The 25,858-nt window shown below is 41.4% G+C and carries 20 protein-coding genes; 15 read left to right on the forward strand and 5 right to left on the reverse strand.

From position 1 onward, the window contains the following. Positions 1 to 17 precede the first annotated feature (17 nt). Positions 18 to 1,217, reverse strand: coding sequence for an aspartyl protease family protein (locus ABJF57_RS09910; RefSeq protein ID WP_462234762.1), 1,200 nt, complete (start codon positions 1,215 to 1,217; stop codon positions 18 to 20). 107 nt (positions 1,218 to 1,324) lie between these two features. On the opposite strand from ABJF57_RS09910, the gene ABJF57_RS09915 reads away from it, so the two are divergent. Beyond that, positions 1,325 to 2,128 (forward strand): phosphopeptide-binding protein, encoded by an 804-nt coding sequence (locus tag ABJF57_RS09915; RefSeq protein ID WP_462234764.1) that lies wholly within the window; start codon positions 1,325 to 1,327, stop codon positions 2,126 to 2,128. 53 nt (positions 2,129 to 2,181) lie between these two features. On the opposite strand, the gene ABJF57_RS09920 is transcribed toward ABJF57_RS09915, so the two are convergent. Next, positions 2,182 to 3,111 (reverse strand): M43 family zinc metalloprotease, encoded by a 930-nt coding sequence (locus ABJF57_RS09920; RefSeq protein ID WP_462234766.1) that lies wholly within the window; start codon positions 3,109 to 3,111, stop codon positions 2,182 to 2,184. 69 nt (positions 3,112 to 3,180) lie between these two features. Next, complete coding sequence (locus ABJF57_RS09925) at positions 3,181 to 4,263, reverse strand: TolB family protein (RefSeq protein ID WP_462234768.1); 1,083 nt, start codon at positions 4,261 to 4,263, stop codon at positions 3,181 to 3,183. A 44-nt stretch (positions 4,264 to 4,307) separates the two neighbouring features. Here ABJF57_RS09925 and ABJF57_RS09930 point away from each other — a divergent pair, with 44 nt between their 5' ends. The 14 genes from ABJF57_RS09930 to ABJF57_RS09995 all read left to right on the forward strand — a co-directional run bounded on the left by ABJF57_RS09930 (position 4,308) and on the right by ABJF57_RS09995 (position 24,322). Continuing rightward, positions 4,308 to 5,534 carry a M20/M25/M40 family metallo-hydrolase gene (locus ABJF57_RS09930; protein WP_462234770.1) on the forward strand — a complete coding sequence of 409 codons (1,227 nt, stop codon included), beginning with the start codon at positions 4,308 to 4,310 and terminating at the stop codon, positions 5,532 to 5,534. A gap of 66 nt (positions 5,535 to 5,600) precedes the next feature. Then, positions 5,601 to 6,845, forward strand: a complete 1,245-nt coding sequence (locus ABJF57_RS09935) for a TPR end-of-group domain-containing protein (protein WP_462234772.1) — start codon at positions 5,601 to 5,603, stop codon at positions 6,843 to 6,845. A gap of 33 nt (positions 6,846 to 6,878) precedes the next feature. Further along, a complete protein-coding gene (locus ABJF57_RS09940) occupies positions 6,879 to 7,202 on the forward strand; it encodes a YciI family protein (RefSeq protein WP_462234773.1) in 324 nt (107 codons plus the stop codon). A gap of 183 nt (positions 7,203 to 7,385) precedes the next feature. After that, positions 7,386 to 8,636 (forward strand): hypothetical protein, encoded by a 1,251-nt coding sequence (locus ABJF57_RS09945; RefSeq protein WP_462234775.1) that lies wholly within the window; start codon positions 7,386 to 7,388, stop codon positions 8,634 to 8,636. Positions 8,637 to 8,685: 49 nt separating this feature from the next. Then, positions 8,686 to 11,118, forward strand: coding sequence for an ABC transporter permease (locus ABJF57_RS09950; RefSeq protein ID WP_462234777.1), 2,433 nt, complete (start codon positions 8,686 to 8,688; stop codon positions 11,116 to 11,118). Between the two features lie 111 nt (positions 11,119 to 11,229). Then, positions 11,230 to 13,662 (forward strand): ABC transporter permease, encoded by a 2,433-nt coding sequence (locus tag ABJF57_RS09955; protein WP_462234779.1) that lies wholly within the window; start codon positions 11,230 to 11,232, stop codon positions 13,660 to 13,662. A gap of 118 nt (positions 13,663 to 13,780) precedes the next feature. Then, complete coding sequence (gene dnaE / locus ABJF57_RS09960; protein ID WP_462234780.1) at positions 13,781 to 18,013, forward strand: DNA polymerase III subunit alpha; 4,233 nt, start codon at positions 13,781 to 13,783, stop codon at positions 18,011 to 18,013. Between the two features lie 105 nt (positions 18,014 to 18,118). Beyond that, positions 18,119 to 18,442 (forward strand): thioredoxin, encoded by a 324-nt coding sequence (gene trxA / locus ABJF57_RS09965; RefSeq protein ID WP_462234782.1) that lies wholly within the window; start codon positions 18,119 to 18,121, stop codon positions 18,440 to 18,442. A 132-nt stretch (positions 18,443 to 18,574) separates the two neighbouring features. Then, positions 18,575 to 18,913, forward strand: a complete 339-nt coding sequence (locus ABJF57_RS09970; RefSeq protein ID WP_462234784.1) for a PadR family transcriptional regulator — start codon at positions 18,575 to 18,577, stop codon at positions 18,911 to 18,913. Then, complete coding sequence (locus tag ABJF57_RS09975) at positions 18,910 to 21,528, forward strand: ABC transporter permease (RefSeq protein WP_462234785.1); 2,619 nt, start codon at positions 18,910 to 18,912, stop codon at positions 21,526 to 21,528. Before ABJF57_RS09970 ends, ABJF57_RS09975 begins: the two co-directional genes overlap by 4 nt. Before the next feature lie 51 nt (positions 21,529 to 21,579). Beyond that, positions 21,580 to 22,332 (forward strand): hypothetical protein, encoded by a 753-nt coding sequence (locus ABJF57_RS09980; protein WP_462234787.1) that lies wholly within the window; start codon positions 21,580 to 21,582, stop codon positions 22,330 to 22,332. After that, complete coding sequence (locus ABJF57_RS09985; protein WP_462234789.1) at positions 22,329 to 22,691, forward strand: VOC family protein; 363 nt, start codon at positions 22,329 to 22,331, stop codon at positions 22,689 to 22,691. Before ABJF57_RS09980 ends, ABJF57_RS09985 begins: the two co-directional genes overlap by 4 nt. Positions 22,692 to 22,694: 3 nt before the next feature. Beyond that, positions 22,695 to 23,414, forward strand: coding sequence for a sulfotransferase-like domain-containing protein (locus ABJF57_RS09990; protein WP_462234790.1), 720 nt, complete (start codon positions 22,695 to 22,697; stop codon positions 23,412 to 23,414). An 8-nt stretch (positions 23,415 to 23,422) separates the two neighbouring features. Beyond that, a complete protein-coding gene (locus tag ABJF57_RS09995; protein WP_462234792.1) occupies positions 23,423 to 24,322 on the forward strand; it encodes an aminotransferase class IV in 900 nt (299 codons plus the stop codon). Positions 24,323 to 24,325: 3 nt separating this feature from the next. On the opposite strand, the gene ABJF57_RS10000 is transcribed toward ABJF57_RS09995, so the two are convergent. Further along, entirely contained in the window at positions 24,326 to 25,078 is a 753-nt protein-coding gene (locus ABJF57_RS10000; protein WP_462234794.1) for an MBL fold metallo-hydrolase, read from the reverse strand. A gap of 98 nt (positions 25,079 to 25,176) precedes the next feature. Further along, positions 25,177 to 25,611, reverse strand: coding sequence for a peptidylprolyl isomerase (locus ABJF57_RS10005; RefSeq protein WP_462234796.1), 435 nt, complete (start codon positions 25,609 to 25,611; stop codon positions 25,177 to 25,179). Positions 25,612 to 25,858 lie beyond the last annotated feature (247 nt).

Here is a 25,858-nt window from a genome sequence, read left to right on the forward strand (position 1 = left end):
CGGAAACGGGGCTTTTTTTATATCAACCTTGCGAGTGTAAAGGAAACACTCTTTATCTCCCCTCTCCGCTCGACTTCCATCTTTACACGCTTACCTTCTTTCTCCAAAAAAATCCTCAGCAGCTCATTCAAATTGTCTTTTGTAAGTATTTCACCTTGCACGCTCACAACACGATCGCCAACCTGAACACCTGCTTTCGCTGCAGGAGAGTCTGAAACAATATGCGTAACACGAAATGTGTTTTCACTTTCAGCGTCTACTCGCATTCCACTCAAATCATATTCAAATGAATTGGTGAATTCCCGGTTTCGCTTAATGTAAATGCGGCTGCCTTGGTAATCGAGGAACATATCAAATCGAGATAAAATACCCATGCCTATGGAGCCTGTCTCATTACTTTTTCCGACCTCACTTTTGGTAAATGAAGCAATCACATTTTCAAATTCATCATCTCCAATTCTTAACTCGCGCACTCGTCCCACATACCCCTCAACAGGCCCACTGGGACCCATACCAAGAGGTATTTCCAATTTTCTGGCAGGAAGATGAAAAAGATTGGAGTCACTGTTGAACAAAACAGTATGTGTTGCTCCGGTTTTAATCTGAAACTTCTTCGTTTCTTCATCCCAATTCTCAAAAACAATGTCCGCTGGGAGATACGCTTTCCTGGCCACAACATCAAGGGGCACTTCATCGTACCCCCTTGGAGGTTCAAAAGAAGATCGAGGATGAAGAATGATCATATCATCCGAGTAGTCTATTTCCACTACAAAAGCACCAAACAAATCATACCCGATCACTCCGTCAACCGGCGTTCTGGCAGCGTTCGAAAGATTCATGAAATCCGTTTCCAGAACTACCATTGAATGGTTTGTGCCCGTACTGGCCGCACCCAATGACAACTGCGCACCATTCGCTGAATACCCAAAGTTTGTCACACCATTGGTGCTTCCAAGTCTTATTTTACGGAGGTAATTCAATCCTAGCTCATCTCCTATTGATTTTTGAGACAAAATGCTATACTCTACAGAAGAATCTAAAATGAACTTCAGAGTAACTTTCTTGTTAATGGTAACAGGAATGATAATCAAGTTGTTGGATCGCTCAAATGGGATTTCGACTTTACCAGAATCTGCTGGAATTGAAAAACCAAGCTGACTGTGAACAGAAGTGGAAATGCAGAGAGCTAAAAGTGAAATTGCTGATAATCTTTTCATGGCTGATTGAAGTAGAATTTAACAATAAGTCTAAAATTTAAATCCATTACCTAAACAATTGGAACAAATAATAACCATTACCTTTAAGAATAGATATAATCAAAATTATGAAGACCAACACAACTAAAACCTTAGCGCTTCTGCTCATTTCATTTGCCGTATTTTCATGTACTACGTCGCAAAAAGTAGAAGAAAGTTCTGCCGAATCCTCCGAGGCGATGGAGGTACAATCAAAAATCACATTGACAAAAGCTCCTCCTTCTCCTGAATACCCAGATGCGGTCTTAACCAAAAATAGTGTTTCAGTAGTTGAAAATGATTCCATGTTCACCGTTGACTATGGTTTTGATGTGACTAATTACGAGTTGGGAATGCAAACAGAAGATGCGGGAAGTAGAGGGATTGCAAACTCCGGAAAAGGTCAGCATATCCACTTTATTGTAAACAATGGTCCCTATTCTGCACACTATATGCCAGGTGTAAACAATCAACTGAACGAAGGAAAATATGTCGTTCTGGCATTTCTTTCGAGATCCTATCATGAAAGTGTCAAAAGTGAAGGTGCATACCATATCGAGAATTTAAATGTTGGGAATGCCGATGGTGAAGATGCAGATCTAGAAGCTCCACACTTATTTTACAGCAGACCAAAAGGAACTTACAAAGGCGCAGACACCAAAAAAGTAATGTTGGACTTCTACTTACTGAACACTTCTATTTCACCAGATGGCAATAAGGTGAGAGCTACAATCAACGGTAACGAATTCATCATAGATGAATGGGCTCCCTACTACATTGAAGGGTTGCCATTGGGGAATGTAGCTATCAAGCTAGAGTTATTGGATGCAGATGGAAACGCTGTACCTGGACCATTCAACTCTGTGGAACGGTCTGTTACATTGGGAGAGTAAGGATCCTTTAGAAATTGATGAAAAATCGACCCACGGTGGGTCGATTTTTTTTATTAGAGTGGTTCTTGAAGACCCTTGGAACTCAGTAGCGTCTTTCGTCTGGGGCTATTCTCCAGCACATAGTGCATACGAAAAGCCTGATCATTCGTAAACATATTCATACAATCATCAGGACTCCAGTTCATGTAATTCTGCACCTGTATTTCTTCGCCATCACAGCCAATTGCAGGTGTGCATGATGTCACAGGTACATTCACCTTAGGTGTATCAGCACAATAATCATTAAAGTCACAATCACCCAAACCCCATGGATGAAGTAGACCCAGATAATGTCCTACTTCATGAGTCAATGTTCGGCCAAGATTATAGGTTGTTGAAAGGCTACTTTCTCCAAAGTGGCCTGCATTGATAATCACTCCCTCAGCTTGGAAAGGCTCACCTTTAGCGAGGGCATCTTTTCCTGGAAGATCCGTCTCAGGGCCTGTTCCAAGCCCAAGAAAAACATCTGTTAATTCCAAATACGGAACTGTCCATATATTCAAGTATTCTTCAGGGTTCCAGTAGCTATAGTATGCACAATAGTCAAATGTTGAATTAGATTCCATTGGGTTGTCAACATCCAACATATTGATCCGAACAATACCATTGCTCTGTTTCCCTTCTGGTGTTTGACTTGCTAAAACGAACTCAACTTTAGCATCTGTGCCATCTGGATGATCGTTAAATCCATTCGTCCCCTGTCTTTTACGGTAGTCGTTGTTTAAACTTTCTATCTGCTTCAAGATTCGCGCTTCAGATAAGTTTCCACCCTCTCCCAATGGCTCGTCATTATGTAAGATGTGTACCACAATCGGAATGGAGTAAACGCCATTAGAGGGATTTTCCAAGTCAGGTTCCTTGTCAATTGGAATCACATCATTGTCCGAACCGCATTTACTAAATAAAATTAAAGCCAGCACGTATCTAAGTATGTTTTTCGTCATGCTCAAGAGAAACGCCAATCAAAGAAGAGCGTTGAGCAAAACGGTAGACAAAAGGTGACGAGCTCTATTTTAATCCAGCCATTCCGCAACAAATAGATTGGTATCGCGAGTTCCTCCATTGTTACGATTGGAAGCCCATACAAGGTACTTGCCGTCAGGGCTAAACATGGGGAATGAATCAAAAGTCTCATCGAAAGTGACCTGCTCAAGTCCAGAACCATCCAGATTTGCTATGAATAGGTTAAAAGGAAATCCTCTTTCCGATGCATGATTCGAGGAGAAAAGAATTTTATCACCATCCGGCGTAAAGAAAGGTGCCCAATTGGCATTTCCTAAACTCGTGATTTTCTTCGCATCTGACCCGTCAGCATTCGCAACATACAATTCCATTTCTGTTGGCTGAACAAGACCTTGAGCAAGCAATTCGGTGTACTCTGCAATCTCTTCTTCCGTTTGTGGTCGAGATGCTCTCCAGACAATTTTACTTCCATCAGGCGAAAAGAAAGCACCGCCATCGTATCCCAATTCATCGGTAAGCTGAACAACCTCAGAGCCATCTAAATTCATGGTGTACAACTCCAAATCACCCGATCGTGTCGAAGTAAAAATGATTCGATCTCCGTTTGGAGATACTGTTGCTTCGGCATCATATCCTTCCTCATTCGTCAGTTGATTTACAATCTCACCACTCAAATTCGAGACGAAAATATCGTATCCTTCATAGATTGGCCATACATACTTTCCGCTATTTCGACTAGGTGTAGGTGGACAAAGGCTATCTGCTAAATGGGTCGATCCATAGACAATCAGGGAATCACCTGGAAGGAAATACGCGCAGGTTGTTCTTCCCAATCCGGTACTTACCATGGGTGGCTTCACACCTTGCTCAACATTTGCAATGTCTAATGTGAAAATTTGATCACACGATACACCCCATGCTGAATAATCTGATTGAAACACAAGACGCTTTCCATCGAAACTCCAATATGCCTCAGCATTGTTTCCTCCCCACGTCAGTTGCCGCACATTCTTCAGGTGCACCTCATTTTCGTACCTCAGTGAATCTACAACAGCTTCTTCCTTTTCTTCCTTGGAAGGTTGAGCACATGAAAAAGCAATGAGCAAAAGTGTGAAAATCGTAAAATCCTTCATCGGTTGGTATATTTAACCCTGCGAAAGTAACTCACAAATCAAATATGAAAAAGTATCTACTCCTGATCCTACCCATCCTCACGTTTACAAATTGTGAACAACCCCCTTCTTATGATGCCATTTCTCAAATTGAGAATGACATTGAGGTTCTCGCAAGCGATTCGTTGGAGGGAAGAGAGGTAGGAACACCTGGAGAAAAGATGGCAGCTGATTATATCGTTTCTCAATTCCAGCAAGCTAATCTTACCGCTCAAGGAACTGATGGCTATTATCAGTCATTTTTTGTCAGTGATCCGGACAATCCCCATGCACAACCATCAAATGATGACAGCTCCGATGGTATAACCGGATATAATGTAATTGGAATGATTGACAATCCTGGGGAAGAAATGGTTGTTGTCGGCGCTCACTACGATCATTTAGGGATGGGTGATTTTTCCTCACTCCACCGAGGCGAACGTGCCGTCCACAATGGAGCCGATGACAATGCAAGTGGTGTTGCTGCCATGATGCATCTGGCAAGAGTGCTTGCTCCAAAAAAACTCAACAGAGACATTGTCTTTATTGGCATGTCTGGTGAAGAAAAAGGACTATGGGGTTCCAATTATTATACAAAAAACTCAACGGTGGATTTAACCAAAGTCAATTTCATGATCAACATGGATATGGTCGGTCGGCTGGATAAAGAAAAAGGGCTGGCAGTGAATGGAACCGGTACCTCCCCCATTTGGAACTGGCTACTCGATGAAGTGAATACGGACAGCCTTAAGCTCATAAAAAGTGAGTCAGGCGTTGGCCCCTCTGATCATACTTCTTTCTACCTTCAAGACATACCCGTACTTCATTTCTTTACAGGTCAGCATGAAGACTATCACAAGCCGGGAGATGATTTGGAAAAAATCAATGAAGCAGGAATACTCAAAGTTGCTTCCATGATTGAGCGGATAATCATCCTCATGGATGATGACGAAAAAATTGCTTTTACTAAAACAAAAGACCAATCTGATAATCCCCGATTCACCGTGACATTAGGTGTTGTGCCTGATTATATGTTTGACGGTGAAGGCATGCGCATAGATGGTGTTAGTGAAGATAAACCGGCCATAAGAGCAGGCATACAAAAAGGCGATATTGTCATTCAACTAGGTGACAGCACTGTTACCGACATGATGAGCTATATGCGTGCCTTATCGACTTTTAAGAAAGGGGACGAAACGATCGTTGTGATCGATCGAAACGGTGAAAAACTAAATTTCAATATCGGATTCTAATCATTTTTACAAGTGGTTAGTGGTTTGATATTCTTTGCCTGTTCTGGGGTTGTAATTGAAAAGAACATGCGGAAAATAATCTATACACTACTCACTATTTCGTACTTAACCACCTCTGCGCAGGGATTAAGAGAGATTTACCAAGAAGGCATCAAGGCTTATGAAGATAAGAACTATGAGCTTTTCAAAGAGAAGATGCTCACCATCGATACGTTGCGACCAAACTACCCTGCTGTTGTGTACAACCTTGCCAGCAGTTATGCGCTAACGGATCAAAAAGAGCTGTCGCTAAAGGTTCTTGAGAAATACATCCTGATGGACGCAACGCAGGACTTCACAAAAGACGAAGATTTCAATGCCATATTGGAGTTACCTGGATTCATCCAAATACAGAAAAAGCAAAAGGAGCTAACAAAGAAAATTGAAGTAAAAAAGGCATATGAATACCCTGTCTTAAGCGCACACCCAGAAGCTATCGCCTATTCTGAAAATAAAGACATGTTTTTTATCGGAGGAGTGAAAGATGGAAATATATGGAAAGTTGAAGAGGGAAAAGAACCGGAAATTTGGGCTGAGTCTCCTAAAAAATCATGGTCAGTCATGGGATTGGAGGTATCAAAGGATAACGAATTTTTGTGGGCATGCACTTCCGTAATGAGTTTTTTTGAAGATTACGACCAAAACGAGGATGGATTTGCAAGCGTATTGAAATACAATTTGAAAAATGGCGAGTTGTTAGAAACTTTTGCCCTGCCTGGCGGACACAATTTTGGAGATTTGATATCTGATGACAATGGTAACATTTACATTTCAGACGGTTCTGCCAATAAAATTTATTGGGTTCAGTCGAAAGTCAATAAGCTCGAAGTTTATTTAGATCTCTCCAATACTGTATTTAATCTTCAGGGACTTTCCTTAAGTAAGGATCAGCAATCACTTTATCTAAGCGATTACATTGACGGCATCTATAAAATAAACCTTGCAACCAAAGAGGCAATCAAACTCAAAGTGGAAGCCAATGAGATCCTCCTGAAAGGAATAGACGGGCTCTACTATGACAATGGAACCCTTATTGGACTTCATAATGGAACAAACCCCAATCGAATAGTTCGCTACCAACTCTCCGAAAACGAATCAAGCATCGTAAGCAAAGAGGTTTTGGCTCAAGGAGGTACGCTTGGTGAACCTACCCAAGGTGTTTGGAGAGCGAAAAAGTTCTATTTTATTGTTAACAGTCCTTGGGGCTCCTACGATGGAGATGGTAACTTTAACCCTGAAGGTCAAATGCTAAAAATTGGCGTCATTGAATAGTCCATTTCTTATCAGCCAAATCGTCACATCTTTATGAAAGAATACCTAATACTCATAGCCGCTCAAAACCAACGGGGGCTGACTCCATCAGAAGAACAACAGTGTATTCAGGATTATGGAAAATGGGCAGAAAAACTTGCGGATAATCATCTGACTGCCAGAAGGCTTTCATTGGAACCTGGAGAGTTAATTCCAAGCAAAAAGGGTGTAACCACAGATGGTCCTTTCATCGAAGCAAAAGAACTCATAGCTGGATTCGTTCTAATCAATGCAAAATCCGATGAAGAAGCAAACAGTATTGCTGCTTCGTGCCCACTCAATGAGCACTTTGATCTATACGTGAAGAAGACCAACTAGCTTACCCTCTCTCCGATCTGTGATAAGACCAGAAATTTAGGCTCAATCGTAACTTCCAAGCTATTGGTGCGTTGTACTATGCATTAACAAGTACTAATCAATACAATTAAAGTTAACCTTCGGTGCAACCTTTTGTCTTTAGGTAGCATCAAATCAAAAAAAGGAAACCTAAACTCAATACTTATGACACGATTTGCGAATTACCTAAAACTACCTGGAGCGGTCTTGGCCTCTTTGCTATTCATTACTGCAGAAGCTCAAGATGAAGGATTTATCTATGGACGTGTAACCACAGAAGATGGTGACACTTATGAAGGCCCGCTAAGGTGGGGCAAAGAAGAAGTATACTGGACAGACATGTTCAATGCTTCGAAAAGAGAAAATAAAAATTTGGACTACCTCTCGAATCGAGAGCTTGACGATCTTGAAGATCGATACGATAACAGGAATGACAATATCGTTTCTCGATTCGTCAATATTTCATGGGATGAAGACAATAACGGAAGATTTGTACATGAATTTTCAACCGAATTTGGTAATCTGAAATCATTAAAGATGCGCTCCAGTGATCGCGTAGAAGTAGAATTAAAAAATGGTGATTTCCTGCGCGTCGACGGCAGTGGATACAATGATGTGGGAGCTAAAATCACCGTCCTGGATCAGGAACTGGGAAATGTAAGAATCTCGTGGATTAACATTGATAAAGTTGAATTTCTTTCAACGCCATCCGATCTCGATGAAAAGTTCGGAAATCCTCTTTACGGCACTGTGATTTGCGATCTTGGAGAATTTACGGGATATATTCAATGGGATCATGATGAGCGCGTAGGTACAGATGTGCTTGATGGTGATGAAGATGGTGATGACTATGAAATAGCTTTTGATAAAATTGCGTCAATTGAGCGCGATGGGTTTAGCAGCAGTCTCGTCAAACTTAAGTCTGGGCGTACGCTTGATCTAAGAGGATCCAACGATGTTAATGATGACAATAAGGGGATTATTGTTACGGTTAAAGGACTCGGCCGTGTAGATATCGATTGGGATGAATTCGATAAAGTGACATTCAAAAAAGCACCCAATAGTGGTCCATCATACAACTCCTTTGCATCTCCTTCAAAAATCACTGGTACAGTAGAAGTAGATAATGGAGACACACATACCGGTGAAATTATTTTTGATCTGGATGAGGAATACACTTTCGAGCTGCTCAATGGAGAAGATGATGATGTAAAATTCATTATTCCTTTCAGAAACATTGAAGAAATAACTCCAAGAGGCTCCTATGCTGCAAACGTGACCCTTAAAGATGGAAGCAAACTTTCCCTTGAAGATGGACAGGACGTAAGCGAGAAAAATCTTGGAATGCTCATAAAGACTAGTGGTGACCGAGTTTACGTACCGTGGGATCGAGTCGAAAAAATAAAGCTCGACTAACCGCAAGGACTAAGGACTAGACTAACTCAAAGGACAAAAACTCAAAATCATGCTAAAGAACTATTTCAATGTTGCATTGCGCAACTTATTTAAGCATAAATTTTATTCGCTCATCAATGTCTTAGGACTCTCAATTGGGCTTACATGCTTTCTGATGATCTCGTTGTATATAGTAGACGAGCTCAGCTATGATAAATTTCATTCCGATACAGATCGCATATATCGGATGGATTTCACCGGAACCATCAATGGCGCTGAGTTTATTACGGCACTTGCCAGTGCCCCAGCAGGACCTACCATGCCCAATGAATTTCCTGAAGTAGAAGAATCGACGCGACTAAGGGGGTCGGGCAATTGGACCATACGAAGAAAAGCAGAGGACAATGCCTACAATGAGGAAGATGTCGTTTTTGCGGATGCAAATTTCTTCACGTTCTGGGATTTCAACTTAGCCGATGGAGATGGTAAAACGTGTCTTGAAAGACCCAATACATTGGTTATTGCTCAATCAATAGCAAATAAAATTTTCGGTGACGAAAATCCGGTTGGTCAGATTGTCGTGATGGATAATGATGAGGATTGGGAGATCACAGGCGTATATGATGATATGCCCTCCAATTCCCACTTCCGATACAACATCATCCTAAGCATGGAAAGCAGAGAGGAAGCAAAACAAAAGTTTTGGATGAGTTTTAATTTCAACACGTATTTAAAACTCCAGGAAGGCGCTGATCCTAATGCCTTGGAGGCCAAGTTTCCAGATCTAATACAAAAATATATTGGTCCTGAAATAGAGCAATTTATGGGTGCTTCCATGGATGAATTTCGGGAAGCTGGCAATAGTGCCGGATTTGAGCTTTATCCACTCGCAGATATCCACCTTAACTCTGACAAGCTTGGAGAATTGGATGCAAACGGAGATTTTAAATATGTATTAATTTTCGGAGCTATTGCCCTATTTATACTGATTTTGGCCTGCATCAACTTCATGAATCTATCCACCGCCAGATCAGCAGGTAGAGCGAAAGAAGTGGGCGTAAGAAAAGTAATGGGTGCTCATAAAAGTCAGTTGAGAAAACAATTTCTGACAGAAGCATTTCTAATCACGCTGATTTCGATCCTCATTGCCTATAGTCTATCGTTCTTATTGCTCGGTCAGTTCAATGTCCTTGCTGATAAAATAATGGATTTTAATAGGCTGCTATCCACCCAATTCATTCTCCTAATGATCGGTGTCTTGATAGTGGTTGGATTTTTAGCTGGTAGTTACCCTGCCTTTTTCTTGTCCCGATTCAGACCAGTGGAAGTGCTCAAGGGTAAGCTGAATTTAGGTCTAAAAGGTGGCGGGCTAAGAAGCGCATTGGTTGTGATTCAATTCAGTGTGAGTATCATCATGATCATTGGAACTGCTATCGTGTACCAGCAGCTTTCTTACATACAAAATAAGAAATTGGGATTTTCAAAGGATCATGTGCTCTTGGTTCATAATCCGTGGATGATGGGAGATAAATCAGAGTCCTATAAAAACGAGGTATTGCAGTATGCTAACATTAAGTCAGGAACTCTTTCCGGATTCCTGCCTGTGCCAAGCAATAACAACAATAACTTATGGTTTCCAGGTGCGAATCCCACCAAAGATGAAAGCTATGTTTTCAGTGAGTTTAGAATAGATCATGACTACTTAACTACTCTGGGCATTGAAATCAAAGAGGGCAGAGATTTTTCAAGGGAATTTCTAACGGATAGCTCAGCTATTTTGATAAATGAAGCGGCTGCAGAACGATTAGGATGGGAAGATCCTGTAGGGATGAAGTTGTCTACTTACAGCGGTTCGCAAGAAAACCCAACTGTTGACACATATACCGTCATAGGTCTTGTCAAAAATTTCCATTTCCAAAACCTTAGAAACAGCATTGAACCCTTGATCTTCGAACTCTCCACTAGTCGTGGTTTCCTTAGCTTAAAAATTGATTCCGAAAACATTCCAGCTACTATTGATTACTTGCAGGAAAAATGGACTGAATTTGCTCCAGGCCAGCCATTCGAATACAGTTTCCTAGATCAGGAGTTTAATGATATGTATGAAAATGAACAGAAACTGGGTAAAATTTTCGGTGTATTTGCTTTCCTAGCGATCTTCATTGCATGCTTGGGTCTGTATGGATTAGCAGCCTTCACTGCACAGCAAAGAACAAAAGAAATCGGTGTTAGAAAAGTGCTCGGAGCATCAATCATGAGTATAATCACGCTGCTGTCAAAAGAGTTTTTAAAGCTTGTAGCGATTGCGTTCTTATTTGCAGCTCCTATCTCCTACTATTTCATGGACAAGTGGCTTCAGGATTTTCAAAACAGAACGAATATCAACTTTATGATTTTCCTATTGGCTGGGACACTAGCTCTGGTGATTGCATGGGTCACCATGAGCTTCCAGTCATGGAATGCCGCAAGGGTAAATCCTGCTAAGTCCTTAAAAGACGAATAATTTCATCTACTCTACTATGTTGGCTCGCTTTGTATTGACAAAGCGGGCCTTTTTATGTGAAGCAACCTTTCGCATCCATATGCATCAATAGTATAACTAACTTCTACTACTATGCTCAAAAACTATTTCAACATCGCGTTAAGAAATCTTCTTAAGCACAAATTCTATTCTCTTTTAAATGTGATAGGATTATCAATTGGTCTTGCATGTTTTATGCTAATCTCTCTCTTTGTAAAAGATGAATTGAGCTATGACTCTCATTTTGATGGAGCTGAGCGCATTTACCGGGTAGATTTTGCGGCCACCCTTAATGGATCAGATCACATATCTGCGGCCGTAGGAGCACCCACTGCTTTGGCACTTAAAACAGACTACCCTGAAGTAGAAGATGCCGTCCGATTCAGAAACAGTGGAAACTGGTTTGTAAAGCGTAAAGGACAAACAGAGACCTTTAAGGAGGAGCATGTAGCCATGGCCGATTCCAACTTCTTCAAGTTTTTTTCTCTTGATCTGATTTATGGAGACAAGGAAACAGCTTTGAATCGACCCAACACCTTGGTCATTGATCTTACGACCTCAAAAAAACTATTCGGAGACATCAACCCTGTTGGTGAAGTCTTAGTCCTGGATAATAGAACAGACTATGAAGTAGCTGGCGTCTACGCAGATATCCCCGACAATACACACTTCCATCACAACATGATGCTGTCCATGAGCACCTTTGAATGGACAAATAATCAAAATTGGCTAAGTACCAACTTCAATACGTACGTAAAACTTCAGGAGGGAACGCCCGGTCAGGTTCTGGAAGATAAATTTCCCGGAATGATTCAAACCTACTGTGCACCACTCATTGAACAATTTCTAAACATGAATATGGAAGAGTTCAAAAACAGTGGAAACGCCGTTGGATTCTCTCTCTTTCCTCTGACGGAAATTCACCTGAATTCCAATAAAGAAAGCGACCTTGAAGCCAACGGAGACATCAAATATGTTTTCATATTTTCTGTGGTTGGCCTTTTCATTCTGATACTTGCTTGTATTAATTTCATGAACCTTGCTACCGCAAGATCTGCCAACAGAGCAAAAGAGGTTGGTGTCAGAAAAGCAATGGGTGCACGCAAAAATCAGCTAATTAACCAGTTCGTTTCTGAAGCTTTACTCATTTCCGTACTTGCTTTCTTCATCGCATACCTCATGGCTTTTTTGGCCATTCCTGCCTTCAATACACTTGCGTCAAAAGAACTTAGTTTCCTCAACCTTCTCGATGGATCATTTGTGTTTTTCATGCTTGGAGTTATGCTCTTGGTTGGGCTCTTGGCTGGTAGCTATCCCGCATTTTACATGTCCATGTTTAAGCCAGTGGAAGTACTGAAAGGAACCGTAAGACAAGGCATGAAAAGCGGTCCCATTAGAAGTGTATTGGTCGTCTTCCAGTTTGCCATTTCCATCATCATGATTATAGGAACTGCCATCGTCTTTGATCAGCTTTCGTTCATTCAAAATAAAAAACTTGGATACGAAAAAGACCAAATCATCATGGTAAACGATGCATGGATTTTGAGGGATCAGGTCGATGCCTACAAGGATGAAGCTTCCCGCAATTCCAACATTCTAAGTAGCACGGTAGCAAGCTTCACTCCTATGGGAACAACCGACAACTCTGATTTGTACTTTAAAAATGCCAGTGCAGCATCCGACGAAAGTTTGGTCATCAACATCGCAGTAGTTGATCATGATTTCATCAATACCATGGGAATTGAAATAAATGAGGGAAGGTATTTTTCCCAAGAGTTTGCTAGCGATTCCACTGCGGTGTTAATCAACGAAACCGCCGCAAGAAACTTTGGCTATGAAAATCCAGTTGGATCCATGATTTATAACTACGGAGGTTCCAATGAAAACCCTGTGGTTGAAGGATATAAAATCATTGGCGTTGTCAGTGACTTTCACTTCAAATCTTTGCGCAGCAATATCGATCCACTTGTCATGCACCTAGGACAAAATTCAGGATTTGCTTTATTCAAAATTCAGATGGAAAACGCTGATGCTACAGTTGATCATTTGGAAGCAACCTGGGATAAGTTTGCTCCCGGACAACCTTTTGAATATCAATTCATGAATCAAGAATTCGATGCAATGTATGAGGCAGAAAACAAGGTTGGCGGCATTTTTACTGTTTTTGCTGTTCTGACAATATTCATTGCCTGTCTGGGACTGTTTGGCCTAGCCGCCTTTACAGCTGAACAAAAAACAAAAGAAATCGGCATCAGAAAAACGCTCGGAGCAACCATTCCAAGCATTGTCAACCTTCTATCGAAAAATTTTCTGAAGTTGATCTTCATTTCGTTGATCATCGCCATTCCTGTCGCATCAGTAGCGATGAACTACTGGCTTGAAGCGTTTGCCTATCGAACAGGCTTAAAGCCATCTACCTATATCATCTCTGGAATCATTTCGATAGCCATAGCATGGATCACTATTAGCTTCCAGTCATGGAAAGCAGCACGCGTGAACCCGGCTAAATCGCTCAAAGATGAGTAGAACGAAATTGAAATAGCTTACATATCAACAAGTTATCCACAGTCCCGATTCTTCGGGGCTTTTTTATTCGTACATCGCCCGGCTTTGTGTTATTTTGAAAAGAATATAAGCCACTCCTATGTACCTCATTTTTGACACTGAAACGACCGGACTTCCTCACAACAAAAGCGCACCCGTTGAGGAACTAGACAACTGGCCCCGATTGGTACAAATTGCTTGGCAGCTCCACGACCATTCTGGCAAACTGCTTTCCACAGGCAACCACATCGTAAAACCGGAAGGTTTTACGATCCCCTTCAATGCTGAAAAAATACATGGAATCTCCACCAAGCGTGCATTAGAGGTCGGTGAAAACCTTGCGGAAGTTCTTGATATCTTTTCAGAGGATGTAAAGCGAGCTGAAGTCCTTGTTGGACACAACATCGAGTTTGATAATAAGATCATAGGGGCTGAATACCTACGAACTGAACGTGACAATTTGCTGGGTGACGCCAAAAACATAGACACGGCGCTGGATACCAAAGAATTTTGTCAGCTACAAGGAGGTATCGGTGGCCGTTTGAAGTCCCCAAAACTTATCGAACTCTACGAAAAGCTCTTTGGTGAGCCATTCGCGGATGCTCATGATGCTGCATACGATGTGGATGCAACGGCCAAAGCTTTTTTCGAGTGTCTCAAACGCTCCATCATCCCCACGATAGATGATACAAAGCCGAACGAAATAACATACGAAGCTCCAGATCTGGATGCAGCCAATTTTGCGAGTAAGAGGGAAAAATCTAGCGGAAAAATTGGAACGGAAGAAGTAAAAGCAGAGGACATTAAAGGGGATTTTTGTCACTTACATGGCCACTCTCAGTTCTCGGTATTGCAGGCCACTCCAGATGTAGGAGCCATCATCGCTAAGGCCAAAGAATATGAAATGCCTGCTGTCGCTATGACGGATCTCGGCAATATGTTTGGAGCCTTCAAATTTGTGCGTGCAGCCAAAGGAGCCGGCATCAAACCTATACTTGGATGCGAGTTCTTTGTGGCTGAAGAAAGGTTAAAACTTCAATTCACCAAGGACAATCCCGATAAGCGTTTCAAACAACTTTTGTTGGCAAAGTCAAAGAAGGGCTACGAAAACCTGATCAAGCTCACCTCAATCGCATACAAAGAAGGGAACTATGGGCTCTTTCCCAGAATAGATAAAGCACTCATTGAAGAATACAAGGAAGACATTATCGCTTTGAGCGGTAGCCTTGGAGGTGAAATCCCCCATCTCATACTAAACGTTGGTGAGACGCAGGCCGAGGAAGCAGTGCTGTACTGGAAGAACCTATTTGGTGATGACTTCTACTTTGAAATTAACCGGCATGGACTTGAAGAAGAAAACAGACTCAACGAAATATTGGTTGACTTTGCCAAAAAACATGACATCAAACTAATTGCCGCAAACGAGTATTTCTACCTCGATCAAGAAGAAGCAAAAGCACATGACGTGCTCATATGCATTAAAGAAAACGAAAAGCAAAGCACTCCAATAGGAAGAGGCAGGGGATTCCGCCCTGGACTACCCAACAACAATTACTATTTTAAGACGCAGCAAGAGATGAAAGAATCTTTTGGTGACATCCCGGATGCCATCGAAAACATCTCCGAGCTAATTGATAAAGTTGAAGAATACAGTCTGGAGCGTGATGTTCTACTTCCTGCCTTTGACATACCAGCTGAATTCGTGGATCAGGGAGATGAAAAAGATGGTGGTAAACGTGGGGAAAACGCATACCTGAAACACCTCACCTACCTGGGAGCTGAAAAGCGCTACGATGAAATTACCGATGAAATACGCGAGCGAATCGATTTTGAACTAGAAACGATAGCCAACACAGGCTATCCTGGCTATTTCCTCATTGTGCAGGATTTTACGGCAAAAGCCAGAGAGATGGGTGTCGCCGTTGGACCTGGACGAGGCTCAGCGGCTGGCTCTGTAGTCGCCTATTGCATAGGAATCACCAATGTCGACCCAATCGCTTACGACCTCCTATTTGAGCGTTTCCTGAATCCAGATCGTGTATCCCTGCCCGATATTGATATCGACTTTGATAATGAAGGTAGAGAGAAAGTGATCAACTATGTCATTGATAAGTACGGAAAAGATCAGGTTGCTCAAATCATCACGTACGGTACGATGGCTCCTAAATCTGCTATTCGAGACGCAGGAAGGGTCATGGAATTACCCCTTCCCGAAACAGATGCTATTGCCAAACTGGTACCTGAGCAACCTGGAACCAAGTTCTCCAAAGTTTTTGATGAGGTTAAAGAGTTAGAAGACCTCAAAAAGGGGAAAGATCTCCCCTCTCAAGTATTAAATCAAGCGGTTGTTTTAGAAGGCTCTTTAAGAAATACAGGAGTCCATGCATGTGGAGTGATTATCACCCCAGATGATATGAGCAAATTCGTACCACTGGCCAAGCAGAAAGATTCTGAGATGATGGTTACGCAGTTTGATAACAGCGTGGTAGAATCTGCAGGAATGTTGAAGATGGACTTTTTAGGACTAAAAACGCTATCCATCATAAAGTCCGCTGTAGAAAACGTAGAAAAAAGGCATGGCATCAAAATAGATATTGATCAGATCCCATTGGACGATCAAAAAACCTACGAGTTGTATCAACGTGGAGAAACCAACGGCACATTTCAGTTTGAATCTCCAGGGATGCAAAAACACCTTCGAGCGCTGAAGCCGGACAAGTTTGAAGATTTGATTGCCATGAATGCCTTGTATCGCCCGGGCCCCATGGAGTACATTCCAAACTTCATCGCACGAAAACATGGCAAGGAACAAATCAGTTACGATGTTCCTGCAATGGAGGAATACCTTGCCGAAACGTATGGCATTACAGTTTATCAGGAGCAAGTAATGCTTTTGTCTCAATCGCTGGCAGGCTTTACCAAAGGAGAAGCTGACGTCTTGCGTAAGGCCATGGGCAAGAAAAAACGAGATGTTCTTGATGAGATGAAGCCCAAATTCATCGAGCAGGCCAAAGAAAAAGGACACCCGGAAGATAAACTTGAGAAGGTTTGGACAGACTGGGAGGCATTTGCTGCATATGCGTTTAACAAATCGCACAGTACTTGCTACTCCGTAGTAGCCTATCACACTGGTTACCTCAAAGCCAACTACCCTGCTGAATACATGGCTTCTGTTCTTACCCATAACCAAAGCAGCATTGACAAGGTCAGCTTCTTCATGGAAGAATGTAAAAACCGCGGCATCAAAGTACTAGGTCCTCATGTCAATGAATCAGCGAAAGATTTTGCAGTAAATGCCGATGGAGAAATACGATTCGGAATGGGTGCCATTAAAGGAACTGGTGAATCTGCTGTGCAAGCGATCATCGAAGAGCGAGATGAAAACGGTCCATTCCCAGATATTTTTGACTTTGCAAAACGAGTAAACCTACGCACGGTCAATAAAAAATCATTTGAAAGTCTGGCAAAAGCCGGTGGGTTCGACTGCTTTGAAGAATTCCACAGAAGACAATATGTTGAACCTGACGATGAAGGCTCTTCCTTGATTGAAAAATCAATTCGCTATGCCAATCGTATGCAGGAAGAAGAGGCCAGTAATCAATCTTCGTTGTTTGGTGGAGCCTCTGGCACGGACATTACCAAACCTAAGGTGGGTCGCATAGAACCCTACGGTGATATAGAGAAACTCAACATTGAAAAAGAAATGGTCGGCCTGTACATCTCAGGGCATCCGCTGAATCAATTCAAATTTGAGATGGATCATCTGACAAATGCTGGCATTCATCAGCTTTCAGAACCTGAAAAATTGCAAGGACGAGAAGTTCGTATTGGAGGAATTGTTAGCGACGTACAGCATCGTACCTCTAAGAAAGGTAATCCGTTTGGTCAATTCACCTTAGAAGATTTTAATGATAACTATACGTTTTACCTCTTTTCGCAGGACTATCTGAAGTTTAAACCAATGCTTGAGAAAGGCTGGTTTTTGTACCTGACAGGAAATGTCCAAAACCGATGGAACAGTGAAGAATTAGAATTCAAGATTCAAAACATCGAACATTTGAGTGAGATTCGTGAAAAAATGACCAGAGGACTTGAGCTCAAAATGAGACTGGAAGACGTAAATGCCATCATAGTGGACGAAGTGGAGCGTATCGCTGAAAAATTTCCCGGCAAATCATTGCTCAAAATGTCCCTTGTTGGTGTTTATGAAAACAGAGCCATCAACTTAGAGATGCTTAGCAGAAAGTTCACTATAGACCCTACAGATGAGCTAATAAAGGAACTTCAAGGCATCGAAGAACTGCATTTTAGAGTGTTGCTTCAAAAGGGCTAATTGTCAAGACAACAACAAACTATTCTTTTATCAAAAGAGAATAAACTATTCAAATTACTTTTGTGTTGGAATCACAAGCAATCAAAAATTTCAATTATTAATAAAATGGCAAAAGCAGTAGAAATTACGGACAACAATTTTGAAGAAATCATCAATTCAGATCAACCAGTTCTTGTTGACTTCTGGGCAGAATGGTGTGGTCCATGTAAAATGATCGGCCCTGTAGTGGAAGAACTTGCAGGAGATTTTGAAGGAAAAGCAGTAATCGGCAAAGTAGATGTGGATGCAAATCCAGAAGTATCTGCTAAGTTCGGTATCCGATCCATCCCAACCTTGTTGGTATTCAAAAATGGTGAGATTGTAGACAAGCAAATTGGCGCAGTTCCAAAAACGGTTCTTAGCGACAAGCTTACTGCTCAAATGGCCTAAGGATAAAAATATTCATATTGAAAGCCTTGATTCTTAAAGAATCAAGGCTTTTTCTTTTTTAACCCATGCCTATCCATCCAAAATAACCTTTTTCAGAAGTTTCCGTTGACCTTATACCTAACACTATTAAGTATGAGTTCCAAAGAAATGATAGGAGCATCCACCACTCCGATAATCCTCACCATACTCCTTGCAGGAGAAGATTATGGGTATGAGATCATCAAAAAAGTGAGGCAATATTCTAGTGGAAACCTTGATTGGAGTGAGCCCATGCTCTACCCCGTCTTACACAGACTGGAGAGAAATGGTCAAATTAAATCTCAGTGGAGAATACTGGATAATGGTCGCAAGCGAAAGTACTATTCCATTACTTCTGAAGGCCGAACTCTGTTGGCAGAGAAAAAAGAAGAATGGGAAAAAATGATAGAGATGTTAGCGAAAATGTGGAATCTGAAACTTGATTGGTCATGAAGTTCCATTTAGAAGAGAGCATTAAAAATTGGAGAGCCCAATTGCGCAAACATTCCGGTTTCGAGGATGCAGATATTGATGAGCTTGAAGATCACTTCCGGATTAAAATTGCTAACAAAGTTCGCGATGGCTTGTCTCCTGATAAAGCATACGAACAAGTTCTTCAAGAGGATTATAAGGACTTGGATACCATTGCCAAAAATTATCTGCATAGCAGATCCAACACCTTTCTTAATCGTGGGCTATTTCAGAATTACCTCAAAGTAGGTTTACGATCATTTGCCAGAACCAAAACCTACTTCGCTATGAATCTCTTCGGATTGATCGTAGGTCTGACCAGTGTTTTTTACATCATATTCTACATTCACTATGAATTGAACTACGATAGCTTTCATGAAAATAGCGATCAAATATATCGGGTCAACACCCTTATGGAGCGGGCTTCAGGCAGTATCAACTATCCCATCATTCCTCCAGCGGTAGGACCGGCTTCAAAGGAAGCGTTTGCAGAAATCGAAAAGACCGCACGCGTCAGATATGCATACGATGTATTAATGCAACATGAGAATCAATCCTTTTATGAGGAAAAGGTCTTTTTTGCAGAACCCACTTTTCTGGAAATGTTTTCATTCCATTGGAAAGCAGGCCGCCCCGCCAATGCCTTATCGGAAATCAATACGATAGTCTTGACAAATGCGATGAGTACCAAGTATTTTGGAAATGAAAACCCACTGGGAAAAATCATCACGTACAATAATGAAATTGATTTGAAAGTGGTTGGGGTCATTGAAGATGTGCCTGAGCATTCACACTTTTCTTTCGATTTTCTAATCTCATTCGAAACATTCAAACCAGGGCCAGGAGCTTTAGAACCCATGACAAGTTGGCGATGGCTGGGATTTCTCACATATGTCCAACTCGTACCAGAGGCCGATCCTGAAGTAATTGAAAAGAAGATTTTGGATTTGTTTGAGGAGCACAGGAATCCATCAAACACCAGCCTAGCAATTCAACTTCAACCACTTAGCAAAATCTATCTGACTTCTGGTAATTTGAGTAACCCACAGGGAGGATTGTTCAAAGTAAACGACATTGACAACCTCATAAGTCTCGGTGTGATTGCTGTCCTCATTATTCTAATTTCATTTTTTAACTACTTCAACATCACTAGCGCACTCATGCGAATGAGGTCAAAGGAAATTGGAATACGAAAAGTGTTTGGTTCGTCCAGGCGCAAGGTTTTTGCACAGATGGGGTCAGAGACATTGATCATTGTTGGCTTGGCTGTAATTTCAAGTTGGCTCGCCATCATTCTCATGAATCAAAGCAATATGTTCAAATTTCTGAGCGATGGCATTTCAATATCCATTCTAGTCTCAATAGGCATCGTGATACTTTTCACTTTGCTAAGCGGCATCCTTTTCGGAAGCGCCTTCTCCTCGTACTCAGCCATGGCACTTTTAAAAAATAAGTTTATTAGTGCTCCACGAAATCGACTGTCTGCTGGTAGCCTGATTCTTTTACTGCAATTCAGCATTTCAGCCTCGCTCATTATGGTCAGCTTGATCGTGATTAGTCAGTTGAATTTTTTCTCAAAAAAAGATCTCGGCTATAATGAAAACGGAGTGCTATTAGCAAAGTTTGGAAGCGAAGAAATGAATACCAAGCGACAAGCCTTCGTGGACGCCATGTTGAAACTGCCGGAAGTTAAGGCAGTCAGCTTTGGACCATCACTGGACGGAAGCACAAGTGCCAGCCCTCTTAGATTGAAAGAGTGGCCAGAAGAGCAAGTAATCCAAACTTCATACTTTGGAGTAGACTACCAGTTACAGGATGTCCTTGATTTGGAAATCAAAGAAGGAAGATTTTTTTCATTAGACTATGCTAGAGATTCTGTGGAATCCATTCTCATCAACGAGCGGCTTGCTGAAATGCTTGGAGTTGATAATCCCATTGGACAAGTGGTACAGTTTGAGCGAGCGTACAAAATCATCGGCGTTTTCAAAAACTTCCACTACAAAAGTCTGCATCACGAAATTGGACCCATGGCGTTACAAATGTGGTTGGGGCAGCACAGAAACATACTCATAAAGTATCAAACTGAAAACATTGGTCAAACACTTCAAGACATGGATGCAACATGGAAAGAAGTGTTTGGGAATACTGGATTTCCTTTTGATTATCGGTTTCTGGATGAGCAGATTCAATCCATGTACCATAAAGAAAAGGAGTTTGCCTCACTCTTGAAAGTATTTACCGGACTTGCCATTTTCCTCTCATTGTTAGGGCTCTTTGGTCTTTCGTCCATTAACATCCAGCAACGAATCAAGCAAATTGGCATCAGGAGAATCCTAGGTGCAGAGTTACCGCAAATTGCCAAGGTGGTGAGCATAAACTACCTCCTGACATCTATACTAGGTATTTTGATAGCTATCCCCTTTGCTTATTATTTTATGAATAGGTGGTTAGAAGGATATGCGTATAGCATTGATCTCGATCTTACATTTCCGGTTTTCACATTCTTCATTGTCGTTTTAGTTACCACTGTAACACTTGCCTATCAGGTATACCGAGTGATGATTGTCAATCCATCTACGATATTAAGGGACGAATAAAACCCAAAATTTCCGCATTCGTTAGTTAGCTACAGCAACAAAGCAGACTACATGAAAAAAATCCTCATCCGCCTCGGTATTACAATCTCAATACCGATGCTTTCCCTGATTGCATTCATTCTTTTTCCAGGTCTTTCCTATGCAAAGAAGGTACAAGTGGAAAATATCTCTATCCATTACAATACAAGCCTTGATGTAGAAGCAACATCACTTCTGCATGAAAGCCTGAAAATGATAAAAAAATCTGAGCTATTTGATCCTGATTTCAAGATTGACCTTTGTCTGGATGACGAATCAAACTATGCCTTTCTATTCGACAAACTGAGAGGTCCTGCCTTTGGTTATGGGGTGGGCAACAAGGTGATATTAAAATGTGAGGCTGATTTTAAGACAAATAAAGCTATTGGCTATGGTCAGGCTTGGGATCTCGCAGAACTAATCGCTCATGAAATCATCCATACCTACCAGTATCACCACTATGGATTTGCTACGCTAAAAACGCCATCATGGAAACTGGAAGGATATGCAGAGTACATCTCCAGATCCGAAAGTTCTTATAGCGAATTGAATACCAGTATTGACTTGCTACTATCAGAAAGGGAAAAAGTTGGTGAATCACACTGGGTTTGGATAAAACTGGATGATGGAACAGGCTTCCCTTCCCAATATCTTGCCGACAAAGTTTTAGTCCAATATTTAATCGAGATTGAAGAACTCAATTACAATCAAATCAGCAATGACCGTAGATCAAGAGCCTCAATAGAAGACTCAGCATTGAACTGGTACCATGAAAAACAACTATGAAACTATTCTCCCACGCCTCCATCATTCTTCCGGTGGCCGACCCATTGGAATCCGCTGAATATTACCGAGATGTTCTCGGCTTTTCAATTTCATTTCTCTGGGAAGATCCGCCCACCTATGCAGTTATCAATCGGGAAGATGCAGTGGGTATCCACTTTGTGAAGACCGAAAAAAAACTTACTACGGAAGATTCTCCTAAGCTTTTCATATTTGTGCACGATGCTGATGCCGTTTATGAGGAATATCAAAAATCTGGTGCTAAGATTATAGAGCCCATCAATGATACCGACTATAAAATGCGAGAATTTGTAATCGAAGACATAAATGGATATAAATTGGTCTTAGGAAAAGGAAATTAGAAAATGATAATCAACCTGATCTCTGGTCCAAGGAATATCTCCACCGCGTTGATGTATTCTTTTGCTCAGCACTCACAAGTCAAAGTTGTAGATGAACCATTTTATGCTCACTATTTAGTTCATACAGGCATTGATCATCCAGGCAGAGAGGACACAATTGCCAGTATGTCTGCTGGGGCCGATACTGTATTGGAAGAAATCAACAGACTAGCGACAGATCATGAAGTAGTTTTCTTAAAAAACATGGCTCATCATCACGAGGGGCTTGATTGGAATTATTTGAAAGATATGTGCAATGTCTTTTTGATCCGTGATCCAAAACAGCTGATCGCATCATTTGCACAAGTAATTGAAAACCCTACAATGCAGGATATCGGGCTGAAACACGAGGCTGAAATATTGGATTTTGTCAACGAGCACGGCACTAAACCTGTCATTGTTATTGATTCAAATGACATCTTAAAAGATCCTGAAAAAGGCCTTTCTAACTTGCTCCATAAGCTTAATCTCCCATTTGAACCCAACATGCTTTCATGGGAAAAAGGACCAATTTTGGAAGATGGTACTTGGGCCAAATACTGGTACAAAAATGTACACAATTCTACCGGTTTCTCTAAGCAAAAGACCAGTGAAAGGTCCTTACCTGATCAATGCAAGGCACTATATGCTGAGGCATTGCCTTACTACAAGAAACTTAAGAACTATATTCACGCATCGCAATAAATGATTATATGCTTCAGAAGTACAATGCAAAAAATGACAACATACAAGTCTGGGTAGGCGACCGTCTGTATCATAGAAATGAAGCTAAAGTCTCGGTATTTGATAGTACCGTACAAGGTGGAGACGCTGTATGGGAAGGTTCACGTTTATACAAAGAAGGTGTTCTTCATTTGGATCAACACATTGATCGTTTATTTGCCTCAGCAAAGGCTTTGGCTTATGACCATATCCCCACCAGAGCTTTTATAAAAGACGCCATTAAACAAACGTTGGAGGCAAATAACATGACCGAAGATACGCTGATGCGCATCACGTTGAGTCGAGGGGAAAAGATCACATCAGGCATGGATCCAAGACTGAATCAAAAAGGGAGCTGTTTGATTATACTCGCCGAATGGAAGCCGCTGGTCTATGACAATGATTCTGGTATTCGGGTGATCACATCCACTCAACGAAGAAACGGGCCTCAATTTTTGGACAGCAAAATCCATCACAATAACCTACTCAATAATATTCTCGCTAAGATTCAAGCCAATTTTGCAGGTGTAGATGCGGGTGTGATGCTAGATGAACGCGGTTTTGTTGCAGAGCTCAACGACACGAACCTTTTCATGGTAAAGGATGGCACACTCTACACTCCTTTCGCCAACGCATGCTTGCATGGCATCACCAGAGGATTTGTGATTGAGTTGGCTCAGAATAACAACATCCCGGTTCAAGAAAAAAATCTAAGTTTAGTCGAGTTCTACAATGCAGACGAAGTATTTGCAACAGGAACCATGGGTGAGCTTACTCCCGTAATGGAAATTGATGGGCGTACCATTGAAAACAATGCTGACTCAGCCATTAGGCAACAACTGAATGAGCTAATGTATGCCAGTCTCAGAGAGCGATGTGAAAAATTGTAGTCACTAATTTGAATACCAATCTCTCAATCGTACTTCTATTGGGATTCCAGCGGCATCTACTTGATTTTTGAAAGATTCTACATCACTTAATCCACCCTTACCTCTGTAGTGATAGGGATAAACAATGGATGGTTTGAATTCAATAACTGCGCTAGCTGCCTGATCGACATCCATGGTATATGGAAGGTTCATACAAACAAAGGCCACATCGATGCCTTTTAAGCTTCGCATTTCTGGAATATCCTCTGTATCACCTGAGATGTAAATGCGCTTTCCTCCTATGGTGAGCACATACCCATTGCCTCTGCCCTTGGTATGTCTCGAGTCAGATGATTCTGGCAAATTGTACATCGGCATTGCCAAAATTTCCATTTCTTGAAAAACCACCGTTTGTCCGTTCTCGATTGCCATTGTCCTTTTTTGCATCGATTGTGGCAATTTCTTCATTACTGCTTGCGGAACAATAAAAGTGGCTCTCCCAGTGTTTATCTCATCAAGTGTTTTTTGATTCAGATGATCGCCATGAATATCGGTGATCAATATCAAGGTTGGCGGCTCCAATCCCTCAAATTTCTCACCACCACCATATGGGTCTACGTAGATTGTTTGATTATTCCATGTTAAAACAAGTGTCCCATGTAAGATGGGTTGAATAGAAATAGCTCCATTTTCGGTTGATATCGTATCCACCTGACCATGTACTGCTGTTAGAGCCAGGTCAAAAATCAATATGGATAGAAGTATATATTTCATCATCCCTTTTCAATTATTAACCACAATCCTACGCAAGATGTTTGCGCCAAACAAAAAAGCTCGCAAAATTGCGAGCTTTCATTTCTTATATGGATACTTACTTATTCATTAACAACGACCTTTTCCATCACATCATCCTCACGAATCTGATCTATTACTTCCAATCCTTCTACCACCTTTCCAAATACGGTATGATTGCGATCCAGATGAGCAGTATTTTCCCTGCTATGACAGATAAAAAATTGTGATCCTCCAGTATTTCTTCCGGCATGTGCCATTGACAAGACTCCTCTATCGTGATGCTGATTCTCTCCATCCAACTCACAATCTATCTGGTAGCCAGGACCACCGGTTCCATCTCCCTGTGGACAGCCTCCTTGAATCACAAAGTTTGGAATGACGCGATGAAAAGTCAATCCATCGTAGTATCCATCATTGGCAAGATCAATGAAATTCTTTACGGTATTCGGAGCATCTTCCTCGAAGAATTCGATTTTCATCACTCCTTTCTTGGTATGTATTTCTGCTGTTTTCATAGATCGCAAAACTACCTCCTTAATGACATAAAATAAAAAAAGCAGCTCATCTCTGAGCTGCTAATAATAGCCACCATAGCAGTAGCCACCCTAGTTATCAATCATGCGTATTAAAAGATCTTTAGGCGAACCATTTACTCAGTGACCATTTATTTGTGTTCAATGCAAATAAGCGTTGAAAATGCAGGAATGCAGGAATTTCCGGGTATACTGATGGTGTACAAAGGGCATTGTTTTAAGTGATCGG

Origin of the sequence: Ekhidna sp., from assembly GCF_039940915.1 — a bacterium.
In the GTDB taxonomy this organism is placed as follows: Bacteria; Bacteroidota; Bacteroidia; order Cytophagales; family Cyclobacteriaceae; genus Ekhidna.